Genomic DNA, 20,453 nt, shown 5'->3' with positions numbered 1-20,453 from the left:
ATCTCGAAATGGCACACTCGTGAGAGGTGGGTGACCTCGCTCCTAGCGAGGTGTCGGGCGCCCGCGGTGCCGAGCCAATAGAGGTTAGGGGGTGATGGTGGCTTTGGCTTTGGCGGTGTTGTTGGCGGCGCCTATGAGGTACACGATGTGGAACTCGATGTCCGCGTCGATGCCTTGGGTGGGGACGTTGACGGTTGCGCCGGTTTCGCCGCTTTCGATGGTGATGGTGATGACGTTGCCGAGGCGGCGGTCGTGGGCGACGGCGTAGTAGACGGTGACGTCGCGCGTTGAGCGGCAGCTGAGGCTGATCTCGAATTGGAGGTCTTCGCCTTGTGTGGCTGTGGCGTCGGCGACGGTGACGGTCGGCTTGCCAGTGCAGGCCGCGATGGCGGGCTCGGGGGGCGGGTCGTCGTCGTCGGCGATCGGCGCGGCCCGCAACGCCTGGGAGCCGATGGTGTAGCCGCTGCCCGCCACCAGGGTGGCGGTGATCGACCCGTCGGGCTCGTCGGCGCTGTCGTCGACCGTGGCGACGGTCAGGGTGGCCTCAGTGGCGCCTTGGGGAATCGTCACCGTCTGCGTGCCTGCTGTGACACCCCAGTCGCCCGCTGACGCGATGTCCACGCCCACGTCGAGGTCGGCTGCGACCGGCGCAGACGCGGTGATCGTGAAGGTCGCGTCGGTTCCCTCGGTTCCGCCCGTGGCGGCGGTGACGTTCACCTCGGGCGGCGGCTCGTCGCTGTCGATAATGACGACGGTGGTCGAACCGTCAGCGCGCTCAACTCCGTCGGGCCCCCACGAGATGCCCAAAGTCACACCTTCGGTACTGCCGTTCAGCGTCGGCGCCCGGGTGCCGGTGCCGTAGAACACGGTGATCTCGTGATCGTCCCAGTCGCTGTCGGCCACAGCCGTCAACACCAACTCAACACGCTGATCACCCGGCTCCAACACAACACCGTCAACACCCGGCCCGAACGTCACCTCGAACTCATTCGCGAACACCGCATCGGGATCGTTGAGGTCGCGCATCGTCCACTGGACGCCCTCATCGCCGCCGGTCACGCTCAACGGCACCGTGAGCGTCTCCCAAGACCGCAAAACGCGCGTCGGCGCGATGTTCAACCCCGCCTGATTGTCATAGCCGGTGCCGTCCTCCGCGATCGACCTCGAAAAGAAAATCATGTACACCGTCAACGGATCCACATCATCATCAGACACCGCCACCGACGCCTCTCCGCCGCTCGCCGACACCGTGTACCCCGCATCCGCGGCCGGCGCGTCCAACGACACCGTGACACTGCCGTCGGCCTCGTCGACGCTGTCGTCGACGGTTGGGATGGTGAGCGTCGCCGTCGCCGCGTCCGCCGCGAAGCTCACCGTCCGCGAGCCCGCAGCCACACCCCACTCGCCGGACGCCGACACCGTCACGCTGACATCGAAAGCCGCAGGTTTCGGCTGGCTCGCGGTCACCGTGAACACCGCACCAGAACCCTCGGTCACATCCCCAGCAGCGGTAACGGAGATCTCGGGGATGACCGGGGCCGGGTCGTCGTCGTCGGTTATCGGCGCGGACTGCGACGCCTGCGGGCCGACGGTATAGCCGCTGCCCGCAACCAGTGTGGCGGTGACTCTGCCGTCGGGCTCGTCGTCGCCGTCGTCGACCGTGGCGACAGTGAGGGTCGCCTGGGTGGCGCCCGACAAGATCGTCACCGTCCGCGTTCCGGCGGTGACGCCGAAATCGCCCGAAGCGGTGATGGCCACGGCCACATCGAGGTCGGCTGCCGGTTGCGGCGCCGCGGTGATCGTGAACACCGCATCTGTGCCCTCGGTGCCCCCCGAACTAGCAGTGATGTCCACCTGCGGCGCCGGGTCGTCATCGTCAGCCACATTCACCGTCGCCGACTTGGCCGCGCCCAACTCGTAGCCGGCCCCGTCCACCACAGTCGCTGTGACCGACCCGTCGGCCTCGTCTGCGCTGTCGTTGGAGGTCGCAACCACGAACGTCGCCGACCCCGAGGTCGGCACCGTCACCGTGCGTGCGCCGGTCGCCGCGCCGAAGTCCCCGACCGCCGACACCGTCACATCGACCGCCATCGGGCTCGCCGGCGCGGGAGCCGCGGTGACGGTGAACGCCGCGCTGTGGCCCTCGGTGACGTCGGTACCGGCCGCGATGGTGACCACCGGCAGCGGGTCGTCGTCGTCGGCGACGATCACCGTGGCGGTGCTGCTGGTGCCCAGGTCGTAGCCGGCGCCGTCGACCAGCGTGGCGGTGACCGACCCGTCCGGCTCGTCGACCGCGTCGTCTCGGGTCGCAACTGAGAAGGTCGCGGATCCGCCGGTGAAGCCGAGGATTTGACGCCCGGTATAGGAGGCGAAGTCGCCGGTCTGAGCGATGTTGATGGTGACGGTGATCGGTCTTGTGGGTGCGGGAGCCGCGGTGACGGTGAAGGTCGCGCTGTGGCCTTCGGTGACGTTTCCGAAGGCGGCGATGCTGACTAGGGGGGAGGTTCCGGTGACGGTGCCGGTGGCCGCGGGCACACTGAGGGCGTTCGCGGCGCCCGGCGCGTAGGCCACCTTAAATTTCACCTTGTCGGAGTCCTTGGTGGGCACGCGCACCGTCACCGATGTGTCGCCGGGCCCGAACGTGACGCTCCGGGTCGACCCGTCGATCTCGCTGCCGCGACCGATGTAGTAGTGGGCCACCAAGGCACGGCTGAATCGGCAGCTGAGGGTGACGCGGAACTCGAGGTCCTCGCCCCGCAGCGCGGTGGCGTCGGCCACCGACACCGTCGGCCGGCCGGCGCACACCGGCGGGAGGTCGTTGTCGGCGATGGTGATGGTGACCGGCCCGCCTGCCGTGACGCCGCCGGCGACGCCGACATGGGTGGGCGCGCGGGCACCGGTGGCGAACGCGAACGTGATGGGCCGGTCGAATTCCGCGTCGTCGTCGATCGCCTCGAAGCGCATCACCGCGGCGCGCCCGCCCGCGGTGAACTCCACCGCGGTGGTGCTGCCGTAGCCGGTGCGCTTCACGCCCGGCCCGGCCGGGTCGCCCAGCCGCCAGTCGCTGCCCGGCACACCCGACACCGTTATCGGCACGCTCACCACCTCGCCGGCCACCAGCACCCGGCTCAAAGCGATCTCGAAATCGGTCGCGCCCCCGTTCTCAGAAATCGAGGCGTCCCCCGCCGACATAGAGATATCCACCGGCACCGGCCCGCCGTCGTCGTCAGCCACCACGACCGTCGCGGCCGCGGCCGCGGCGAGGTCGTAGTCGAGGCCGTCTACCAGCGCAACGGTGACCGAACCGTCGGGCTCGCCGAACGAGTCATCTGTTGTCGCCACCGGCAGCACAACCCGGCCCGAGGCGGGGACCGTCACCGCCCGCGAACCGGTCACGGCGCCGAAGGCGCCCCGCTGGGCCACCATCACGCCCACCGCCAGATCGGCCGACGGCGCCGGGAACGCGGCGAGGGTGAACTCCGCCACCGAGCCCTCCGCTACGGCGGGGCCCGCGGCGATCGAGACCCGTGGCCTCGGACTGTCGTCGTCGAACACAGCTACGCTCGCTGTCGGCGGCGTCGGCGGCGTGTAATCGGCGCCCGCGGTGACCGTGACGGTGACCGACCCATCGGTTTCCACCGCCGAGTCGTCAGTGGTCCTGATGGCCAGCGCGGCGCGACCCGTAGCAGGGATCGTGACCGTCCGCGAACCGGTTGTGACGCCGAAGGCACCCTGCTGGGCCACGGTCACGCTGACCGCCAGATTGGCCGACGGCCTCGGAAACGCGGTGAGGGTGAACTCCGCCACCGAGCCCTCCGCTACGGCGGGGCCCGCAGCGACAGAGATGAGGGGCGCGGGGTCGTCGTCGTCGATCCTCACCGTGATCGCCGCCGGGTCGGCCACGCCGTTGCCGCCGCTAGCGGCAGCGGACAGCTCGAACGTCTTGGCCGCTGACCCGGACAGCTCGTACACGTCGTTCTGCGACGCCGCGAACGGCACCGACCCCGAACTCGCCGTCGAGCCCGCCGGGATCGCCAACACCGCCGGCGAGCTGAGCCACCCATCGCTGGCCACCGCCGGCGCGACAGCAGCCGCGGACAGGTTGGCGGTCACATCCTTTGACGACGCGCCGCTGAGGCGCGCCGTGACCGCCACCGAGCCGCCTTCGGCCACCGACGCGCTCGCGGCGTGCAACGACACCACCGGCAGCGGATCGTCGTCGTCAATCGCCACCACCGCCAGCCCCGACGCTGGCCGGTACCCCAGCGGCAAAACGCCCATCCTGACCGCGAACATCTCCTCCCCCTCGTGCACGCTGTCCTGGGCGATCGAAATATGGGCGGTCGCCGAAGACGACCCCTTGGGAACCGTGATCGACGTCGTCGCCGAGAAGTCGGTGCCCGCCTCAGCGGTCACGCCGGCGAACGCCAGCGGGACCACCAGGTCCTCAGTCGGCGCCGGGCCGCCCACCGACACCGTCACATCCACGCTCCCGCCCTCGGCGACGCTCGCCGCCGAAACCGACAAAGAAACCGGCTCAGTCGGCGCGCCCGTGTGCCCCGTCACCTCGACGCTCCACGAGACGACCTCCCTGAAGCCAGTGCCGCAGTACACGTCGTACCAAAGCCGGCTCCTGAAGTTCGAAGGGCTGGAGCAGTCGGGATACGTCGGCATGCGCTGGATTCTCAGCTTCCAGGTGCCCCTCGGGTTCTCGCCCAGATGGCGCGACGACCCGAAATCGAACGAGCCCCGCAACGAGCACCAGCCCGCTATGCACTGGTTGCCCTCCGGGGCCAGAAGAGACTCGGTGCCCGTAGGCGACACCAGCGTCCACCGGTAGTCGCGGAAGTCCGATATGTCGCCGGCGACGGTGACCTTGACGTGCTCCGTAAAATCGATGGCCGTCACCAAATCCAGGGCCAACTCGATCTCCCCGCCGCTTCCCGGCAGCGACACGTCGCCGGCGTGCGAAGCCGTGAAGGTCTGCATCGGGGGCAACAGCACCCAACGCGCCGCGGCAGCTACCGCTGCCTCGGCGTCCACCAAACCGAAACCGTACTGGTAGTTGAACGAGTAGGACTCGGCCACCGGCCCCGTCGAACTGTACTTCCGAGCGCCGCTCATCCAGCCTGAGTCCCCCGGGTCGACCTTGCGCGCCGTGTCGGCCAGGATCACCTTCACATCCCGCCACGTCAACTCGGCGTTCACGCTGCGCATCAATGCGATAACACCCGACACCATCGGCGCAGCCGCGCTGGTCCCGCCGAAGGTGTCGCGGTAGTGATTGTCGCCCACGGGCGCCAAGATCCCGGCATGGCCCGCGTACCTTGATAGCCCGCACACCCACAGATTCGGGCCCTCCTCGGAGAACCTCGCCGATGTCCCCGCCGAGTTCACCGCGCATGCCGAGATGATGGCGCGATAGTTGTTCGCGGCCTCCAAGGCCGACCAGTAGCGCCGTGAACCAAAAGAGCGGCCGTTGCCGGCCGCCTTCACATAGGAAGTCCCCTTGCCGCTGAACCCCTGCTCGAGGCCGGTCTCCAAAGCCCGCTGAAAAATCGAGCCCCCCGGCGAGAGCCCCGACCGAGGCCGAACGCCATAGCTCATGTTGGCCACCGCCACGGTCCCTATGTTGAGCGTCAGCGCCTCGGCTTCTCGCGCGGTGGAGAAGTCGTCCAACAGGTTGTAGTTCACCAGCGTGGCCCGGGGCGCGACGCCGCGCCCGCCCACCGCGTTGTCGCGGGCGCCCACAACCCCGGCAACCGCAGTGCCGTGATAGGCGCCGCTCCTAGAGGTCTCCGAGGTGAAACCGCCCCAGTTCGTGCTCCGGCTGGTGTCCGCGTTGTCCCTGAGATCCTCGTGGTTCGGATTCCAGGTACGGTCCACCACCGCCACCGTCACCCCGGCCCCCATCGTCGTGGACCACGCATCGCCCATGTTGAGGTCGGCCACCGGATCCCTCACCTGCCAGCTGGGATTGGTGGCCTCGTCATACCGGTAGTCGCCCGACGCGTCCAAGTGCCACTGGCAACTCGACAACTCGTCGGCCCAAAGGTCGCCATATGCGTTGCACCGCCGCCTCGCAGCCGCCGTCTGCGAGGCATAGTCAGAAGCCTCCACATCCACGGCGACCTGACCTACCTCGAACGGCGTGAACGTGTTGAGAACCGCGGCCTCGACACCCGGCTCCGCCGACAACGCGTCCGCCAGACGCAGCGACTCCGCGTCCGATACCGTCTTCACCAAGAACCCGTTCGGCAACCCGCCCAGCGGCGACACCCGCCCCGGCGCGACACCATGGCGGCCCCACACCGCCTCGATCGCCGGCCCGCCCACCTCCGGACCGAACAGCACATTCACACCGCCCACCAACAAATGCGGCTGCCCGGTGTCAGACACGAACCAGGTGTCCGGCTTCGCCGCCGCACCCGCCCCCGACGCCGAAGCACCCGACGCGTTCCCAACCGCCCCAGGCGCATACGCGCTCGCCGCCGCCGACGCCGCCAACGACCGGGCATCACCCAGCTCCGCTATCTCGGCAGTATCCAACAGGCGCAGCGGTACCTCACGCCCACCGTCATGCATTATCCACACGCCGTCGGGCCCCACCAGATCCGTGACCCCCAACTCCTGCACCGCCACGCCCAGCTCCGGAACGCCCAAACCGTCCTCAGGCACCAAACCGTCCCCCGCACCCGGCGCGGGTTCCGTCGGCGCAGGATCGTCGTTGGACGCTGAGGGCCCAACACCTGACGCGGACGGCCCCCGATTCGCCGCCGACTCGGCGGTTCGGAGGGCGGCGCTGTTCGGCTTGCTGTCGGCGTCAAGCGGGGTCCACAGCTGCGGTGCCAATGTGGACTGCGGTGACGCGCCCGCCGCGGGCACGCCAGCGAGCACCCCGCCCAACAGCGCCAACACCAAGCAGAATATGTTGAATCGCACAGCCCGGGCCTTGACCACCATGATCCCTCAACCCTAATTCACTCACGGCTGCGGACTGACAGTTCTACCCGCCGCGCGGTTCGGCCGACGGGCCCCCACGCCGAGTCAGTCGGTGATGGTGGATGTGGCTTTGGCTGTGTTGTTGGCGGCGCCGATGGTGTACAGAATGTGGAGTCCGATGGTGCTGGTGACCCCGTCGGTGGGGACGGTGACGGTGGTGTCGATGTCGCCGCTGTCGATGGTGATGATGTCGCCTGCGCTGAAGCTGCCGCCGTGGGAGATGAAGTAGTAGACGGTGACCGCACTCGTCGAGCGGCAGCTCAGGCTGATCACGAACTCGAGGTCGTCGCCTCGTGCGGCTGTCGCGTCGGCGACGGTGACCGTCGGCTTGCCGGTGCAGGCTGGGACGGCGGGCTCGGGCGGCGGGTCGTCGTCGTCGGTGATGTGAGCGGTCTGTGTTGCTTGCTGGCCGATGGTGTAGCCGCTGCCCGCCACCAGGGTGGCGGTGATCGACCCGTCGGGCTCGTCGGCGCTGTCGTCGACCGTGGCGACGGTGAGGGTCGCCTGGGTGGCGCCTTTGGGCACCGTCACCGTCTGCGTGCCGACGGTTGCGCCCCAGTCGCCCGCTGACGCGATGTCCACGGTCACGTCGAGATCGGCTGTTGTGGGTTTCGACGCGGTGACCGTGAACGTCGCAGCCGTGCCCTCGGCGCCGCCGGTCGCGGCGGTGATGTTCACCTCGGGGGGCGGCTCGTCGCTGTCGATAATGACGACGGTGGTCGAACCGTCGGCGCGCTCAACGCCGTCGGGACCCCACGAGATGCCCAAAGTCACCCCCTCGGTGCTGCCGTTCAGCGACGGCGCCCGGGTGCCGGTCCCATAGGACACAGTGATCGCCTGATCGTCCCAGTCGCTGTCGGCCACAGCCGTCAACACCAACTCGACACGCTGATCACCCGGCTCCAACACAACACCGTCAACACCCGGCCCGAACGTCACCTCGAACTCATTCGCGAACACCGCATCGGGATCGTTGAGGTCGCGCATCGTCCACTGGACGCCCTCATCGCCGCCGGTCACGCTCAACGGCACCGTGAGCGTCTCCCAAGACCGCAAAACGCGCGTCGGCGCGATGTTCAACCCCGCCTGATTGTCATAGCCGGTGCCGTCCTCCGCGATCGACCTCGAAAAGAAAATCATGTACACCGTCAACGGATCCACATCATCATCAGACACCGCCACCGACGCCTCTCCGCCGCTCGCCGACACCGTGTACCCCGCATCCGCGGCCGGCGCGTCCAACGACACCGTGACACTGCCGTCGGCCTCGTCGACGCTGTCGTCGACGGTTGGGATGGTGAGCGTCGCCGTCGCCGCGTCCGCCGCGAAGCTCACCGTCCGCGAGCCCGCAGCCACACCCCAATCGCCGGACGCCGACACCGTCACGCTGACATCGAAAGCCGCAGGTTTCGGCTGGCTCGCGGTCACCGTGAACACCGCACCAGAACCCTCGGTCACATCCCCAGCAGCGGTAACGGAGATCTCGGGGATCACCACCGGCGGATCGTCGTCGTCGAGAACCGGCACCGTCCGCGACGCCAGCGAACCGACCGTGTAACCGCTGCCCGCCGCCAACAACGCGGTGACGCTGCCGTCGGGCTCGTCGACGCTGTCGTCAGTGGTGGCGATGGTCAGGGTCGCCTGGGAGGTGCCCGACAAGATCGTCGCGGTGCGTGTTCCGGTAGTGACCCCGAAATCGCCCGAAGCGGTGATCGCCACGGCCACATCGAGGTCTGCCGCCGGCGCCGACGACGCCGTGATAGTGAACACTGCGCTTGTGCCCTCGGTCCCCCCTGAACTGGCCGTGATGTCCACCACCGGCGGCGGCTCGTCGTCATCGGCGACGCTCACCGTCGCAGTGCTGCTCGTACCCATGTCATAGCTTGCGCCGTCGACGAGCGTGACTGTCACCGACCCGTCGGCCTCGTCGGCACTGTCATTGGAGGTCGCGACCGAAAGGGTCGCCGGCCCTGCCGTCGGGATCGTCACCGTCCGGGCGCCGGTCGCCGCGCCGAAGTCCCCGACCGCCGACACTGCTACATCGACCGCCATCGGGCTCGCCGGCGCCGGCGCCGCCGTCACCGTGAACACGGCATCCGCGCCCTCGCTCACACCGGCGCCCGCCGACACGCTCACCACCGGCACTATCTTCACGATCCGGCCCGTCGCCTTAGGCACCCTGAAAAGGTTCGCCGCACCCGGGGCCCACGCCACATTGAGCGTCACTTCAGAAGACTGCGCAGCAGGCACGCTCACAGACATCAGCGTCACCCCTGGGGCGAATCTCACCGACCGTGCATTCCCGTCGATATCGCCGTCGCGCACGATGTAGTAATGCGCCACCACCGAACCAGACGCACGACAGTTCAGACTGAGCCTGAACACCAAAGTCCCACCCCGCACCGCACTCGCATCAGCCACCGACAACGTCGGCCTGCCAGTACACGCAGGCATCTGGTCGTGGTCGGTGATGGTGACAGTGAGCCCCGCACCGAGCGTGATGCCGGCGATCACACCGGTGTGGGAGGGGGCGCGGGCGCCGGTGCCGAACGCGAACGTGATGGGCCGGTCGACGGTTGCGTCGTCGTCGACGGCCTTGAAGCGCATCACCGCGGTGCGCCCGCCGGGGCCGAACTTCACCGCGGTGGCCGTGCCCTGGCCCGTGCGCGTGACGCCCGGTTCTGCCGGGTCACCCAGTGTCCAATCGCTGCCCGGCGTCCCGGTCACCGTGATCGGCACGCTGACCGTCTCGCCGTCCAACAGCGCCCGGCTCAAAGCGATCTTCACATCCGTCCAGCCGCCATTCTCAGACACCGACGCATCCGTCGACGACAACGAGACGTTCACCGGCACGACAGCGTGGACATCATCCACGACAGCGACCGTCGCGGAGGCCGACGGGGCGAGGTCGTAGCGGAAGCCGTCAGCCAGCGTGACGGTGATGGTCCCGTTGGGCTCTCTGATCGAATCAGCGGTGGTCGCGATCGCGAGCTCCGTGCTGCCCGACGCTGGGATCGTGACCGTCCGCACGCCGGTTGTGACACCGAACGCCCCCTGCTGGGCCACCGTCACGCCCACCGCCAGATCAGCCGACGGCACCGGGCTGGCGCTGACCGTGAATTTCGCCGACGAACCCTCAACGACGGTGCTGCCCGCAACGATTGACACCAACGGCCTCGCGGTGTCGTCGTCGAACACCTCCACGGTCTTCGACGACGACGGCGGCGGTGTGTAATCGGTGCCTGCGGTGACTGTCACGGTGATCGACCCGTCGGCTTCCGCGTCGGAGTCGTCAGTCGTGCTCAGCGCCAACACCGCGCTGCCCGACGCGGGGATGGTGACCGTCCGCACGCCGGTTGTGACACCGAACGCCCCCTGCTGGGCCACCGTCACGCCCACCGCCAGATCAGCCGACGGCACCGGGACTGCGGTGAGCGTGAACTCCGCCGCCGAACCCTCGGTGACCGCCGGTCCCGCGGTGATGGAGATGCTCGGGACAGGGTCGTCGTCGTCGATCCCCACCCTTATCGCAGCCGGATTGGCGACGCCGTTGCCGCCCGCCGCGATCCCCGTCACCATGAACGTCTTCGCCGGCGCCCCCGAGAGCTCGTACACCTCGTTCTGCGACGCCGCGAACGCCACCGACCCCGAGCTCGCCGTCGACCCCGCTGGGATCCTCAATACGGCCGGCGAACCGAGCTGCCCGTCCGACGCCACAGCCGGCGCGACCGGCGTCGCAGACAGATCCACAGCCACATCCTTCGACGACATGCCGCTCAGGCGTGCCGACAGCGCCACCGAGCCGCCCTCGGCCACCGAAGCGCTTGCCGCATGCAAGGTCAGCACCGGCAGCGGATCGTCATCGGCGATGGCCACCGTCACCGGCTCCGACGCGGGCCGGTATCCCTGCGGAACAGGCCCCAGTCTCACCGCGAACGTCTCGGGGCCCTCATGGATGCTGTCCTGGGCGATAGAGATCGTCGCAGTCGCCGACGTCGACCCCGCCGGCACCGTCACCGACGCGGGCACCGAGTAATCGGTGCCCGCTTGCGCACTCACACCTGATGACGCCAGCTGAACCACCAAGTCCTGGGTCGGCGCAGCACCGCCCACCGACACCGTCGCATCCACGCTCCCGCCCTCGGCAGCACTCGGCGAAGCCACCGACAGGGAAATCGGCCTCGTCGTCGTGGTCGAGTGCCCAGTCACCTCCACGCTTAACGAGCGAAGGACCTCCCTGAAGCCGGCGTCGCAGAATTCGTCGTAGCGGGAATGAGTCTTGAAGACGGGGTCGGCACAGTCAGGGTCCGTCGGCATGTGCTGAATTTTCAGCTTCCACGTACCCCGCGCGTTCTCGCCCAGATGACGCGACGTCCCGAAATCGAACAAGCCCCGCATCGAGCACGATCTCACATCGCAGGTTTCGGCTTCTGGCGCCAGGAGAGATTCGGTGCCTGTCGGAGACACCAAGGTCCACCGGTAGTCGCGGACATCGGCTGTGTCGAGTGACACGGAGACCTTGACGTGCTCAGTGAACTCGATGGCGGTCTGCAGGTCGAGCGCCACTTCCACCGTCTGGCCGCGCGCCGGCAGCGACACCTCGTTGTTGTGTGCAGCCGTGAAGGTCTGCATCGGAGGCAACAGCGTCCATCCGACCGCGGCATCCACAGCAGCCTTGGCATCCACCAGTCCGAAGCCGTACTTGTAGCTGAACGAGTACGTCTGGGCCACCGGACCCGTCGAACTGTACTTCTGGGCGCCGCTCATCCAGCCCGAGTCCTGCGCGTCGACCTTGCGCGCAGTGTCGGCCAAGATCACCTTCACATCCCGCCACGTCAACTCGGCGTTCGCGCTGCGCATCAACGCGATCACGCCCGACACCATCGGCGCAGCCGCGCTGGTTCCGCCGAAATGGGCGTAGTAGACGTCCTGGCCCACGGTCGTCAAGATTCCCGCCTGGCCCGCGTCTCTTGCCAGCCCGCACACCCACAGATTGGAGCCTTCCTCAGAGAAACTTCCCGAGAGCCCCGAAGACGCCACCGCGCACACCGAGATGATGCCGCGGTAGTTGTTCCCGGCCTCCAAGGCTGACCAGTAGCGCCGGGAATCAGGGTCGCGGCCATTGCCGGCCGACTTCACGTGAGAAGTCCCCTTGCCGCCGAACCCCTGCGCGAGGCTTGTCTCCAGTGCTCGCTGCCAAATCGACGGCTCCGGAGCAAGCCCCGACCGAGGCCGAGTGCCATAGCTGTGGTTGGCCACGGCCACGGTTGCCTTGTTGAGCGTCAGCGCCTCGATTTCCCTCGCGAGGGAGTAGTTGTCCAACAGGTCGTAGTTCACCAAGGTGACGCGAGGCGCGACGCCGCGCCCGCCCACGGTGTTGTCGCGGGCGCCCACAACGCCGGCAACCGCGGTGCCGTGATAGTGGTGCCGCCGGTCCGCCTCTGAGGTGAATCCGGCCCAGTTCGTGCTGCGGCCGGTGTCCGCATTGTCCCTGAGATCTTCGTGACTCGCTGTCCAGTTGCGATCCACCACCGCCACCGTCACCCCGGCCCCCATAGTCGTGGACCACACATCGCCGATGTTGATGTCGATCACCGGGTCGCTGACCCGCACCGCCTCCGAACGCCTGGAGAACCTGTAGTCGCCAGACGCGTCGAGGTGCCACGAGCAACTCGACAGCTCGTCGGCCCAGAGGTCGTCGTAGAGGTTGCATCGCTGCCTGGCATCGGCCAACGTCGACGATGAGCTGTCCGGCGCCTTCAACGGGGTCTGCCCCTCCTCGAACGGCGTGAAGGTGTTGGGAACCGCGGTCTCGACATCGGGCTCGGCCGACAACGCGTCCGCCAAGCGCAGCGACTCGGCGTCCGACACCGTCCTCACCAAGTACGCGTTGGGCAGCTCGCCCAGCGGCGACACCCGCCCCGGCGCGACCCCGTGGCGCTCCCACGCCGCATCGATGTCGAGAGCGCTCACCTGCAATCCGAACAGCACATTCACACCGCCGACCAGCAGGAGCAGCTCACCGGCATCGGACACGAACCATGTGTCCGGCTTCGCCGCCGAACCTGCCGCGGGCCCGGACGCATTCAAGTCGCCCGCACCGGGCGCGTACGCAGTCGCCGCCACAGACGCCGCCAACGAACGCTCCTCGCCCAGCTCCGCTATCTCGGCCGCGTCCAACAAGCGCAGCGGAGTCTCGCCCCCACCGTCACGCATGATCCAAACGCCGTCAGGGCCCACCAAATCCAAGACGCCCAACTCCTGCACCGCCTCGCCCAGTTCTGGACCGCCCAACCCGTCCTCTGGCGCCAGCCCGTCCCCTAAGCCGAACTCCCCGCCCTCGCCATCCAGCCCGTCCCCTAAGCCAAGCTCCCCGCCATCCACAGGCGGCGCCTCAACCCCCGCCACCACAACCTCACCCCCAGCAGCAAGAGCCGACTCCAACTGCACAGGCTCGCCCGCGGCGAGCGCGGCGGACAACAACACGCCCAACAGTGCCAACACCATGCCGGCTGCTGTGAATCGAACAGTCCTGCCCGCGTTTCTCACGATCCCCATATCATAGTTAACGCCTGCGGGGGCGCGGGCCTGCTGGGAGCTCGATATTTCCGATCGACCCTCGGCGCGCCTTCAGTTGGTGATGGTGGCTTTGGCTCGGGCTGTGTAGTTGGCGGCGCCGATGAGGTACACGATGTGGAACTCGATGTCCGCGTCGATGCCTTGGGTGGGAACGTTCACGATTGCGCCGGTTTCGCCGCTTTCTATGGTGATGATGACGACGTCATCCAGGTCGTCGTCGTAGGCGACTGCGTAGTACACGGTGACATCACCCGTCGAGCGGCAACTCAAGCTGATCTCGAAGTGGAGGTCTTCGCCTTGGCGGGCGGCGGCGTCAGCCACCGACACGCTGGGGTTGCCAGCGCAGTCAGCGACGGCGGGCTCGGGGGGCGGGTCGTCGTCGTCGGAGATCGGCGCGGCCCGCGACGCGTGGGAGCCGATGGTGTAGCCGCTGCGCGGGGCGAGGCTGGCGGTGATCGACCCGTCGGGCTCGTCGACGCTGTCGTCGACGGTGGCGACGGTCAGGGTGGCCTGGGTGGCGCCTTGGGGGATCGTCGCGGTGCGGGTGCCGGTGGTTGCGCCCCAGTCGCCGGTTGAGGCGATGTCCACGGCAACTACGAGATCTGCTGCGGTCGGCGCCGACGCGGTGATCGTGAACGTCGCGTCCGCGCCCTCGGTACCGCCGGTCGCGGCGGTGATGTCGATCTGCGGCGGCGGCTCGTCGCTGTCGATAATGACAACGGTGGTGGAACCGTCGGCGCGCTCGACGCCGTCGGGGCCCCACGAGATGCCCAACGTCACCCCCTCGGTGCTGCCGTTCAGCGTCGGCGCCCGAGCGCCGGTGCCGTACCACACAGTGATCTCCTGATCGTCCCAGTCGCTGTCATCCACAGCCGTCAACACCAACTCAGCACGCTGATCACCCGGCTCCAACACAACACCGTGATCACCCGGCCCGAACGTCACCTCGAACTCATTCGCGAACACCGCATCGGGATCGTTGAGGTCGCGCATCGTCCAATGCGTGCCCTCATCGCCGCCGGTCACGCTCAACGGCACCGTGAGCGTCTCCCAAGACCGCAAAGCGCGCGTCGGGGCGATTCTCAGGTGCGCCTGATTGTCATCGCCGGTGCCGTCCTCAGCGATCGACCTCGCAAAGAAGATCATGTACACCGTCAACGGATCCACATCATCATCAGACACCCCCACCGACGCAGCGCTCTGGGTCGCCGACACCGTGTACCCCGCGTCCGCACCCGGCGCGTCCAACGACACCGACACACTGCCGTCGGCCTCGTCAACGGAGTCGCCAACGGTCGGGACAGTGAGCGTCGCCGTCGCCGCGCCCGCCGCGAAGCTCACCGTTTGCGAACCCCCAGCCACACCCCACTCACCGGACGCGGAGACCGACACAGCGACATCGAACGCCGCAGACTTCGGCTCGCTCGCAGTCACCGTGAACACCGCACCAGAACCCTCGGTCACAGCGCCACCAGCAGTGACCGAAATCTCGGGAATCACCGGCGGCGGGTCGTCGTCATCTGCGACTTGCACCGTCCGCGACGCGACCGGACCGACCGTGTAACCGCTGCCCGCCACCAACGACGCCGTCACACTGCCATCAGGCTCATCGACGCTGTCATCTGCCGTTGCGATGGTCAGCGTCGCCCCGGAGGTGCCCGACAAGATCGTCGCAGTACGCGTCCCGGTAATGACCCCGAAATCGCCCGCAGCGGTGACCGCCACGGCCACATCAAGGTCCGCCGCCGGCTGCGGCGTCGCAGTGACGGTGAACACCGCGCTGGTGCCCTCAGTGCCCCCTGAACCGGCCGTGATGTCCACCTGCGGCGGCGGGTCGTCGTCATCGGCCACAGCGACCGTGGCGGTTTTGTCAGCACCCAGGTCGTAACCGATTCCGTCCACCACCGTCGCGGTGACCGACCCGTCGGCCTCGTCGGCAGCGTCGTTGGAAGTCGCGACCGAAAGCGTCGCCGACCCCGACGTCGGGACCGTCACCGTCCGGGCGCCGGTCGTCGCGCCGAAGTCCCCGACGGACGACACCGTCACATCGACTGCTATCGCGCTCGCCGGCGCAGGAACCGCGGTGACGGTGAAGTTCGCGCTGCCACCCTCGGTGACGTCGCCGCCGGCCGCGATGGTGACCACCGATGACGGGTCGTCATCATCGGCGACTGAGACCGTCGCAGTGCTGCTGGTGCCCAGGTCGTAGCCGGCGCCGTCGACCAGCGTGGCGGTGACCGACCCGTCGGCCTCGTCGACACTGTCATCCCGGGTCGCAACGGGGTAGACCGCGGCACCGTTGCTCAAGACCAGGGTTCGCTGTCCCGACCGATAGGCGAAGTCGCCGCTTTCGGAGATGTCCATGGTGATGGTGATCGGGCTCGCCGGTGCAGGGACCACGGTCACGGTGAACGCCGCGGCGGCGCCCTCGGTGATGTCGCCGCCGGCGACGATGCTGACCACCGGCAGGGTGGTGATGATGGTGCCGATGGCCGCGGGCACACGGAAGGCGTTCGCTGTACCGGGGGCCCATGCGACCGTCAATTCCACCTTGTCGGAGTCTTTGGTGGGCACGCTCGCCGTCGCGCGTGTGTCGCCGGGCTCGAAGGTGACCGTTTGGGTATTCCCGTCGATCTCGCTGTCGCGAGCGGTGTAGCGAGCGATGTAGTAGTGAGCCGCCACCGAACCAGACGCACGACAACTCAAACTGAACTCGAACACCAACGTCCCACCCCGCGCCGCACTCGCATCAGCCACCGACACCGTCGGGCGGCCGTCGCACACCGGCGGGAGGTCGTGGTCGGTGATGGTGACGGTGAGCGGCCCGCCGAGCGTGATGCCGCCGGCGACGCCGACATGGGTCGGCGCTGTAGTCCCGGTGCCGAACGAGAACGTAATGGGCCGGTCGAACGTCTCGTCGTCGTCGACAGCCTCGAAGCGCATCACCGCGGCGCGCCCGCCGGCGGTGAACTCCACCGCGGTGGTCGTGCCGTAGCCGGTGCGCGTCACCCCCGGCCCGGCCGGATCGCCCAACAACCAGTCACTGCCCGGCACACCTGTCACCGTTATCGGCACGCTGACCGTCTCGCCTGCTCTGAGCGCCCGGCTCAAAGCGATCCTGAAGTCTGTCGCGCCGCCGTTCTCAGACACCGAGGCGTCCGCCGCCGACAGCGTGATCGCGACGCTCGCCGGGCCGCCGTCGTCGTCGGCCACCGCGACGGTCGCGGTCGCGGCCGCGCCGAGGTCGTACTCGAGGCCGTCTGCCACAGTCACGGTGACCGATCCGTCGACCTCGCCGGCCGAGTCGTCGGCCGTCGCGACCGACATCACAACGCGGCCCGAAGCGGGGACCGTGACCGTCCGCGTGCCGACAGTGACGCCGAAGGCGCCCTGCTGGGCCACCGTCACGCTCACCGCCAGATCAGCCGAAGGCACCGGGTCGGCGGTGAGGGTGAACTGCGCGGCGGAACCCTCGGTGACCGCGGGGCCCGCCGCTATGGAAACCCGAATCCTCGAAGCGTCGTCGTCGAACACGGCCACGGTCGCCGACGGAACCGGCGGCGGCGTGTAGTCGGTGCCTGGGGTGACTGTGACGGTGACCGAACCGTCGGCTTCCGCATCGCTGTCGTCTGTCGTGCTCAGCGCCAACACCGCGCTGCCCGACGCGGGGATGGTGACCGTCCGCACGCCAGTGACTACGCCGAAGGCGCCCTGCTGGGCCACCGTGACGCTCACCGCCAGATCAGCCGATGGCGCCGGGTCGGCGGTGAGGGTGTACTGCACGGCGGAACCCTCGGTGACCGCGGGGCCCGCCGCTATGGAGACCAACGGGGCGGACTCGTCGTCGTCGATCCTCACCGTGATCGCGGCGGGGTCGGCCACGCCGTTGCCTCCGCGGGCGGTCGCCGACACCTCGAAGGTCTTCGCTGCCTGCCCCGAGAGCTCGTACACGTCGTTCTGAGACGCGGCGAACGCCATAGACCCCGAGTTCGCGGTCGAGCCTGCCGGGATCGTCAACACCGCCGGCGAGCTGAGCCACCCATCGCTGGCCACCGCCGGAGCAACAGCAGACGCGGACAGGTCGACGGTCACATCCTCGGACGACAAGCCGCTGAGCCGCGCGGTGACCTCCACCGAACCGCCCTCGACCACCGACCCCGGGGCGTGCAACGCCAGCGTGGGCAGCGGATCGTCGTCGGCGATCGCCACCACCACCAGCCGCGACGCGGCCCGGTACCCCACCGGCAAAGAGTGCAGCCTGCCCGCGAACGTCTCGGGGCCCTCGTGGACGGTGTCTTGGTTGATCGAAATCTGGGCGGTGGCTGACGACGACCCCTTGGGCACCGTGATCGACGTCGGCGCCGAGAAGTCGGCGCCCGCTTCAGCCGTCACGCCCCCGAACGCCAGCGGGACCACCAGATCCTTCTCCAGCGCCGGGCCGCCCACAGCCACGGTCACATCCACACTCCCGCCCTCAGCGACGCTTGCCGCCCCGACTGACAGCGAAACCGGCTCCGTGGGCACGCTCGTGTGCCCCGTCACCTCGACGCTCCACGAGCTGACAACCTGCCTGAAGCCAGTGCCGCAATACGCGATGTACCAAAACGGGTTCGAGAGGAAGAAGGAGCGGTCAGAGCAATCCGGCCAAGTCGGCATGTGCTGGATTCTCAGCTTCCAAGTGCCCCTCGGGTTCTCGCCCAGATGGCGCGACGACCCGAAGTCGAACGAGCCCCGAAACGAGCACGCGGCCGCAAAGCACGAGTCCCTCTCCGGCGAAAGGAGCGACTCGGTGCCCGTCGGCGACACCAGCGTCCACCGGTAGGCGCGGAAGTCCGACATGTCGCCGGCGACGGTTACCTTGACGTGCTCTGTGAAATCGATGGCCGTCTGCAAGTCCAGGGCCAACTCGATTTCATCGCCGCGCCCCGGCAGCGACACATCGCCGGCGTGCGAAGCCGTGAAGGTCTGCATCGAGGGCAGCAGCGTCCAGCCCGCCGCGGCATCCACGGCGGCCTCAGCATCCACCAAACCGAAGCCGTACTTGTGGTTGAACGGGTACACCTCGGCCACCAGCTCCGTCGAGCTGTACTTCCTCGCACCGCTCAGCCAGCCCGAGTCCCGCGGGTCGACCTTTTGCGCCGTGTCGGCCAAGATCACCTTCACATCCCGCCATGTCAACTCGGCGTTCAAGCTGCGCATCAGCGCAATCACGCCCGACACCATCGGCGCTGCCGCGCTGGTGCCCCCGAAGGCGTCGCTGTAATAGTTCTGGCCCACCGGCGCCAAGATCCCCGCTCGACCCGGAGGGCCGTTCGACAGCCCGCACACCCACAGATTGGGACCCTTCTCGGAGTACCACGCCAATTTCCCCGTCATGTCCACCGCGCACGCCGAGATGATGGCTCGATAGTTGTTCCCAGCCTCCAAGCCTGACCAACCGAGCGGGCCGCCGTTGCCGGCCGCCGTCACGTAGGAAGTCCCCTTGCCGCCGAACCCCTGCTGAATGCCGGTCTCCAATGCCCGCTGATAAATCGAGCCCTTCTTCGAGAGCCCCGGCCAATTGATGGCGCCGTAGCTCATGTTGACCACCGCCACCGTCGCCATGTTGAGCGTCAGCGCCTCGGCTTCTCGCGCGGCCGAGGAGTTGTCCAACAGGTTGTAGTTCACCAGCGTGGCCCGGGGCGCGACGCCGCGCCCGCCCACCGCGTTGTCGCGGGCGCCCACAACCCCAGCAACCGCAGTGCCGTGAAAGGCAGCGTCTCGGGTGGTCTCCGAGGTGAAACCGCCCCAGTTCGTGCTCCGGCTGGCATCCGCGTTGTCCCTGAGATCCTCGTGGTTCGGATTCCAGGTACGGTCCACCACCGCCACCGTCACCCCGGCCCCCATCGTCGCGGACCACGCATCGCCGAGGTTGATGTCGATAAGCGGTTCCCTGGCCCCATAGTAGAAACCGGCAGCGTCGTCATACCGGAAGTCGCCAGACGCGTCCAGATACCACTGGCAGCTCGACAGCTCGTCGGCCCAAAGGTCGGTGTATGCGTTGCACCGCCGCCTCGCAGCCGCGGTCTGCGAAACGTAGTCGTCCGAGGCGTCCAACAGGTCCTGCCCCACCTCGAACGGGGTGAACGTGTTGGGAACCGCGGTGTCGACACCGGGCTCGGCCGACAACGCGTCCGCCAGACGCAGCGACTCAGCATCCGACACCGTCCTCACCAAGAACCCGTTCGGCAACTCGCCCAGCGGCGACACCTGCCCCGGCGCGACGCCATGGCGGCCCCACGCCGCATCGATTGCCGATCCGCCCACATGTGGACCGAACAGCACATTCACGCCGCCCACCAAGAGATGCGGCTCGCCGGTGTCGGACACGAACCATGTGCCCGGCTTCGCCGCCGAACCCGCCGCGGACGCAGACGCATTCGAGGTTCCCGCGCCGGGCGCGTACGCAGTCGCCGCCACCGACGCCGCCAACGAACGCGCCTCGCCCAGCTCCGCGACCTCGGCCGCGTCCAACAAACGCAGCGGAGTCTCGCGCACACCGTCACGCATGACCCACACGCCGTCGGGCCCCACCAGGTCCAAGACACCCAACTCCTGCACGGCCTCGCCCAGTTCCGGACCTCCGAGCCCGTCCTCTGGGGCCAGCCCGTCCTCTGGGGCCAGCCCGTCCTCTGGGGCCAGCCCGTCCTCGACGCCGAGCGGGGTCTGCTGCTGCGGCACCGACGAAAACCGCTGTGACGCGCCCACCCCAGGCACACCGGCCAGCACTCCGCCTAACAGCGCCAACACCACGCCAACCGCCGTGAATCGCACAACCCGAACTGCGTCTCTCACGGTCCTCAAATCATGATTCATACCTGCGGTCCCGCCGG

At 68.3% G+C, this 20,453-nt stretch carries 3 protein-coding genes; all 3 read right to left on the bottom strand.

The window, feature by feature from the left end:
* Nucleotides 1-84: 84 nt before the first annotated feature.
* Complete coding sequence (locus ACOGXA_RS15505) at nucleotides 85-6,963, bottom strand: S8 family serine peptidase (protein ID WP_419924751.1); 6,879 nt, start codon at nucleotides 6,961-6,963, stop codon at nucleotides 85-87.
* A gap of 84 nt (nucleotides 6,964-7,047) precedes the next feature.
* Nucleotides 7,048-13,551, bottom strand: a complete 6,504-nt coding sequence (locus tag ACOGXA_RS15500) for a S8 family serine peptidase (protein WP_419924750.1) — start codon at nucleotides 13,549-13,551, stop codon at nucleotides 7,048-7,050.
* A gap of 81 nt (nucleotides 13,552-13,632) precedes the next feature.
* Nucleotides 13,633-20,415, bottom strand: a complete 6,783-nt coding sequence (locus ACOGXA_RS15495; protein WP_419924749.1) for a S8 family serine peptidase — start codon at nucleotides 20,413-20,415, stop codon at nucleotides 13,633-13,635.
* Nucleotides 20,416-20,453: the final 38 nt, after the last annotated feature.

The sequence above is a fragment of the Candidatus Poriferisocius sp. genome, from assembly GCF_965208475.1.
Classification (GTDB): Bacteria; Actinomycetota; Acidimicrobiia; order Acidimicrobiales; family Bin134; genus Poriferisocius.
The sequence above is the reverse complement of the archived record's forward strand: the minus strand, read 5'-3'. Positions and strand labels throughout refer to the sequence as shown.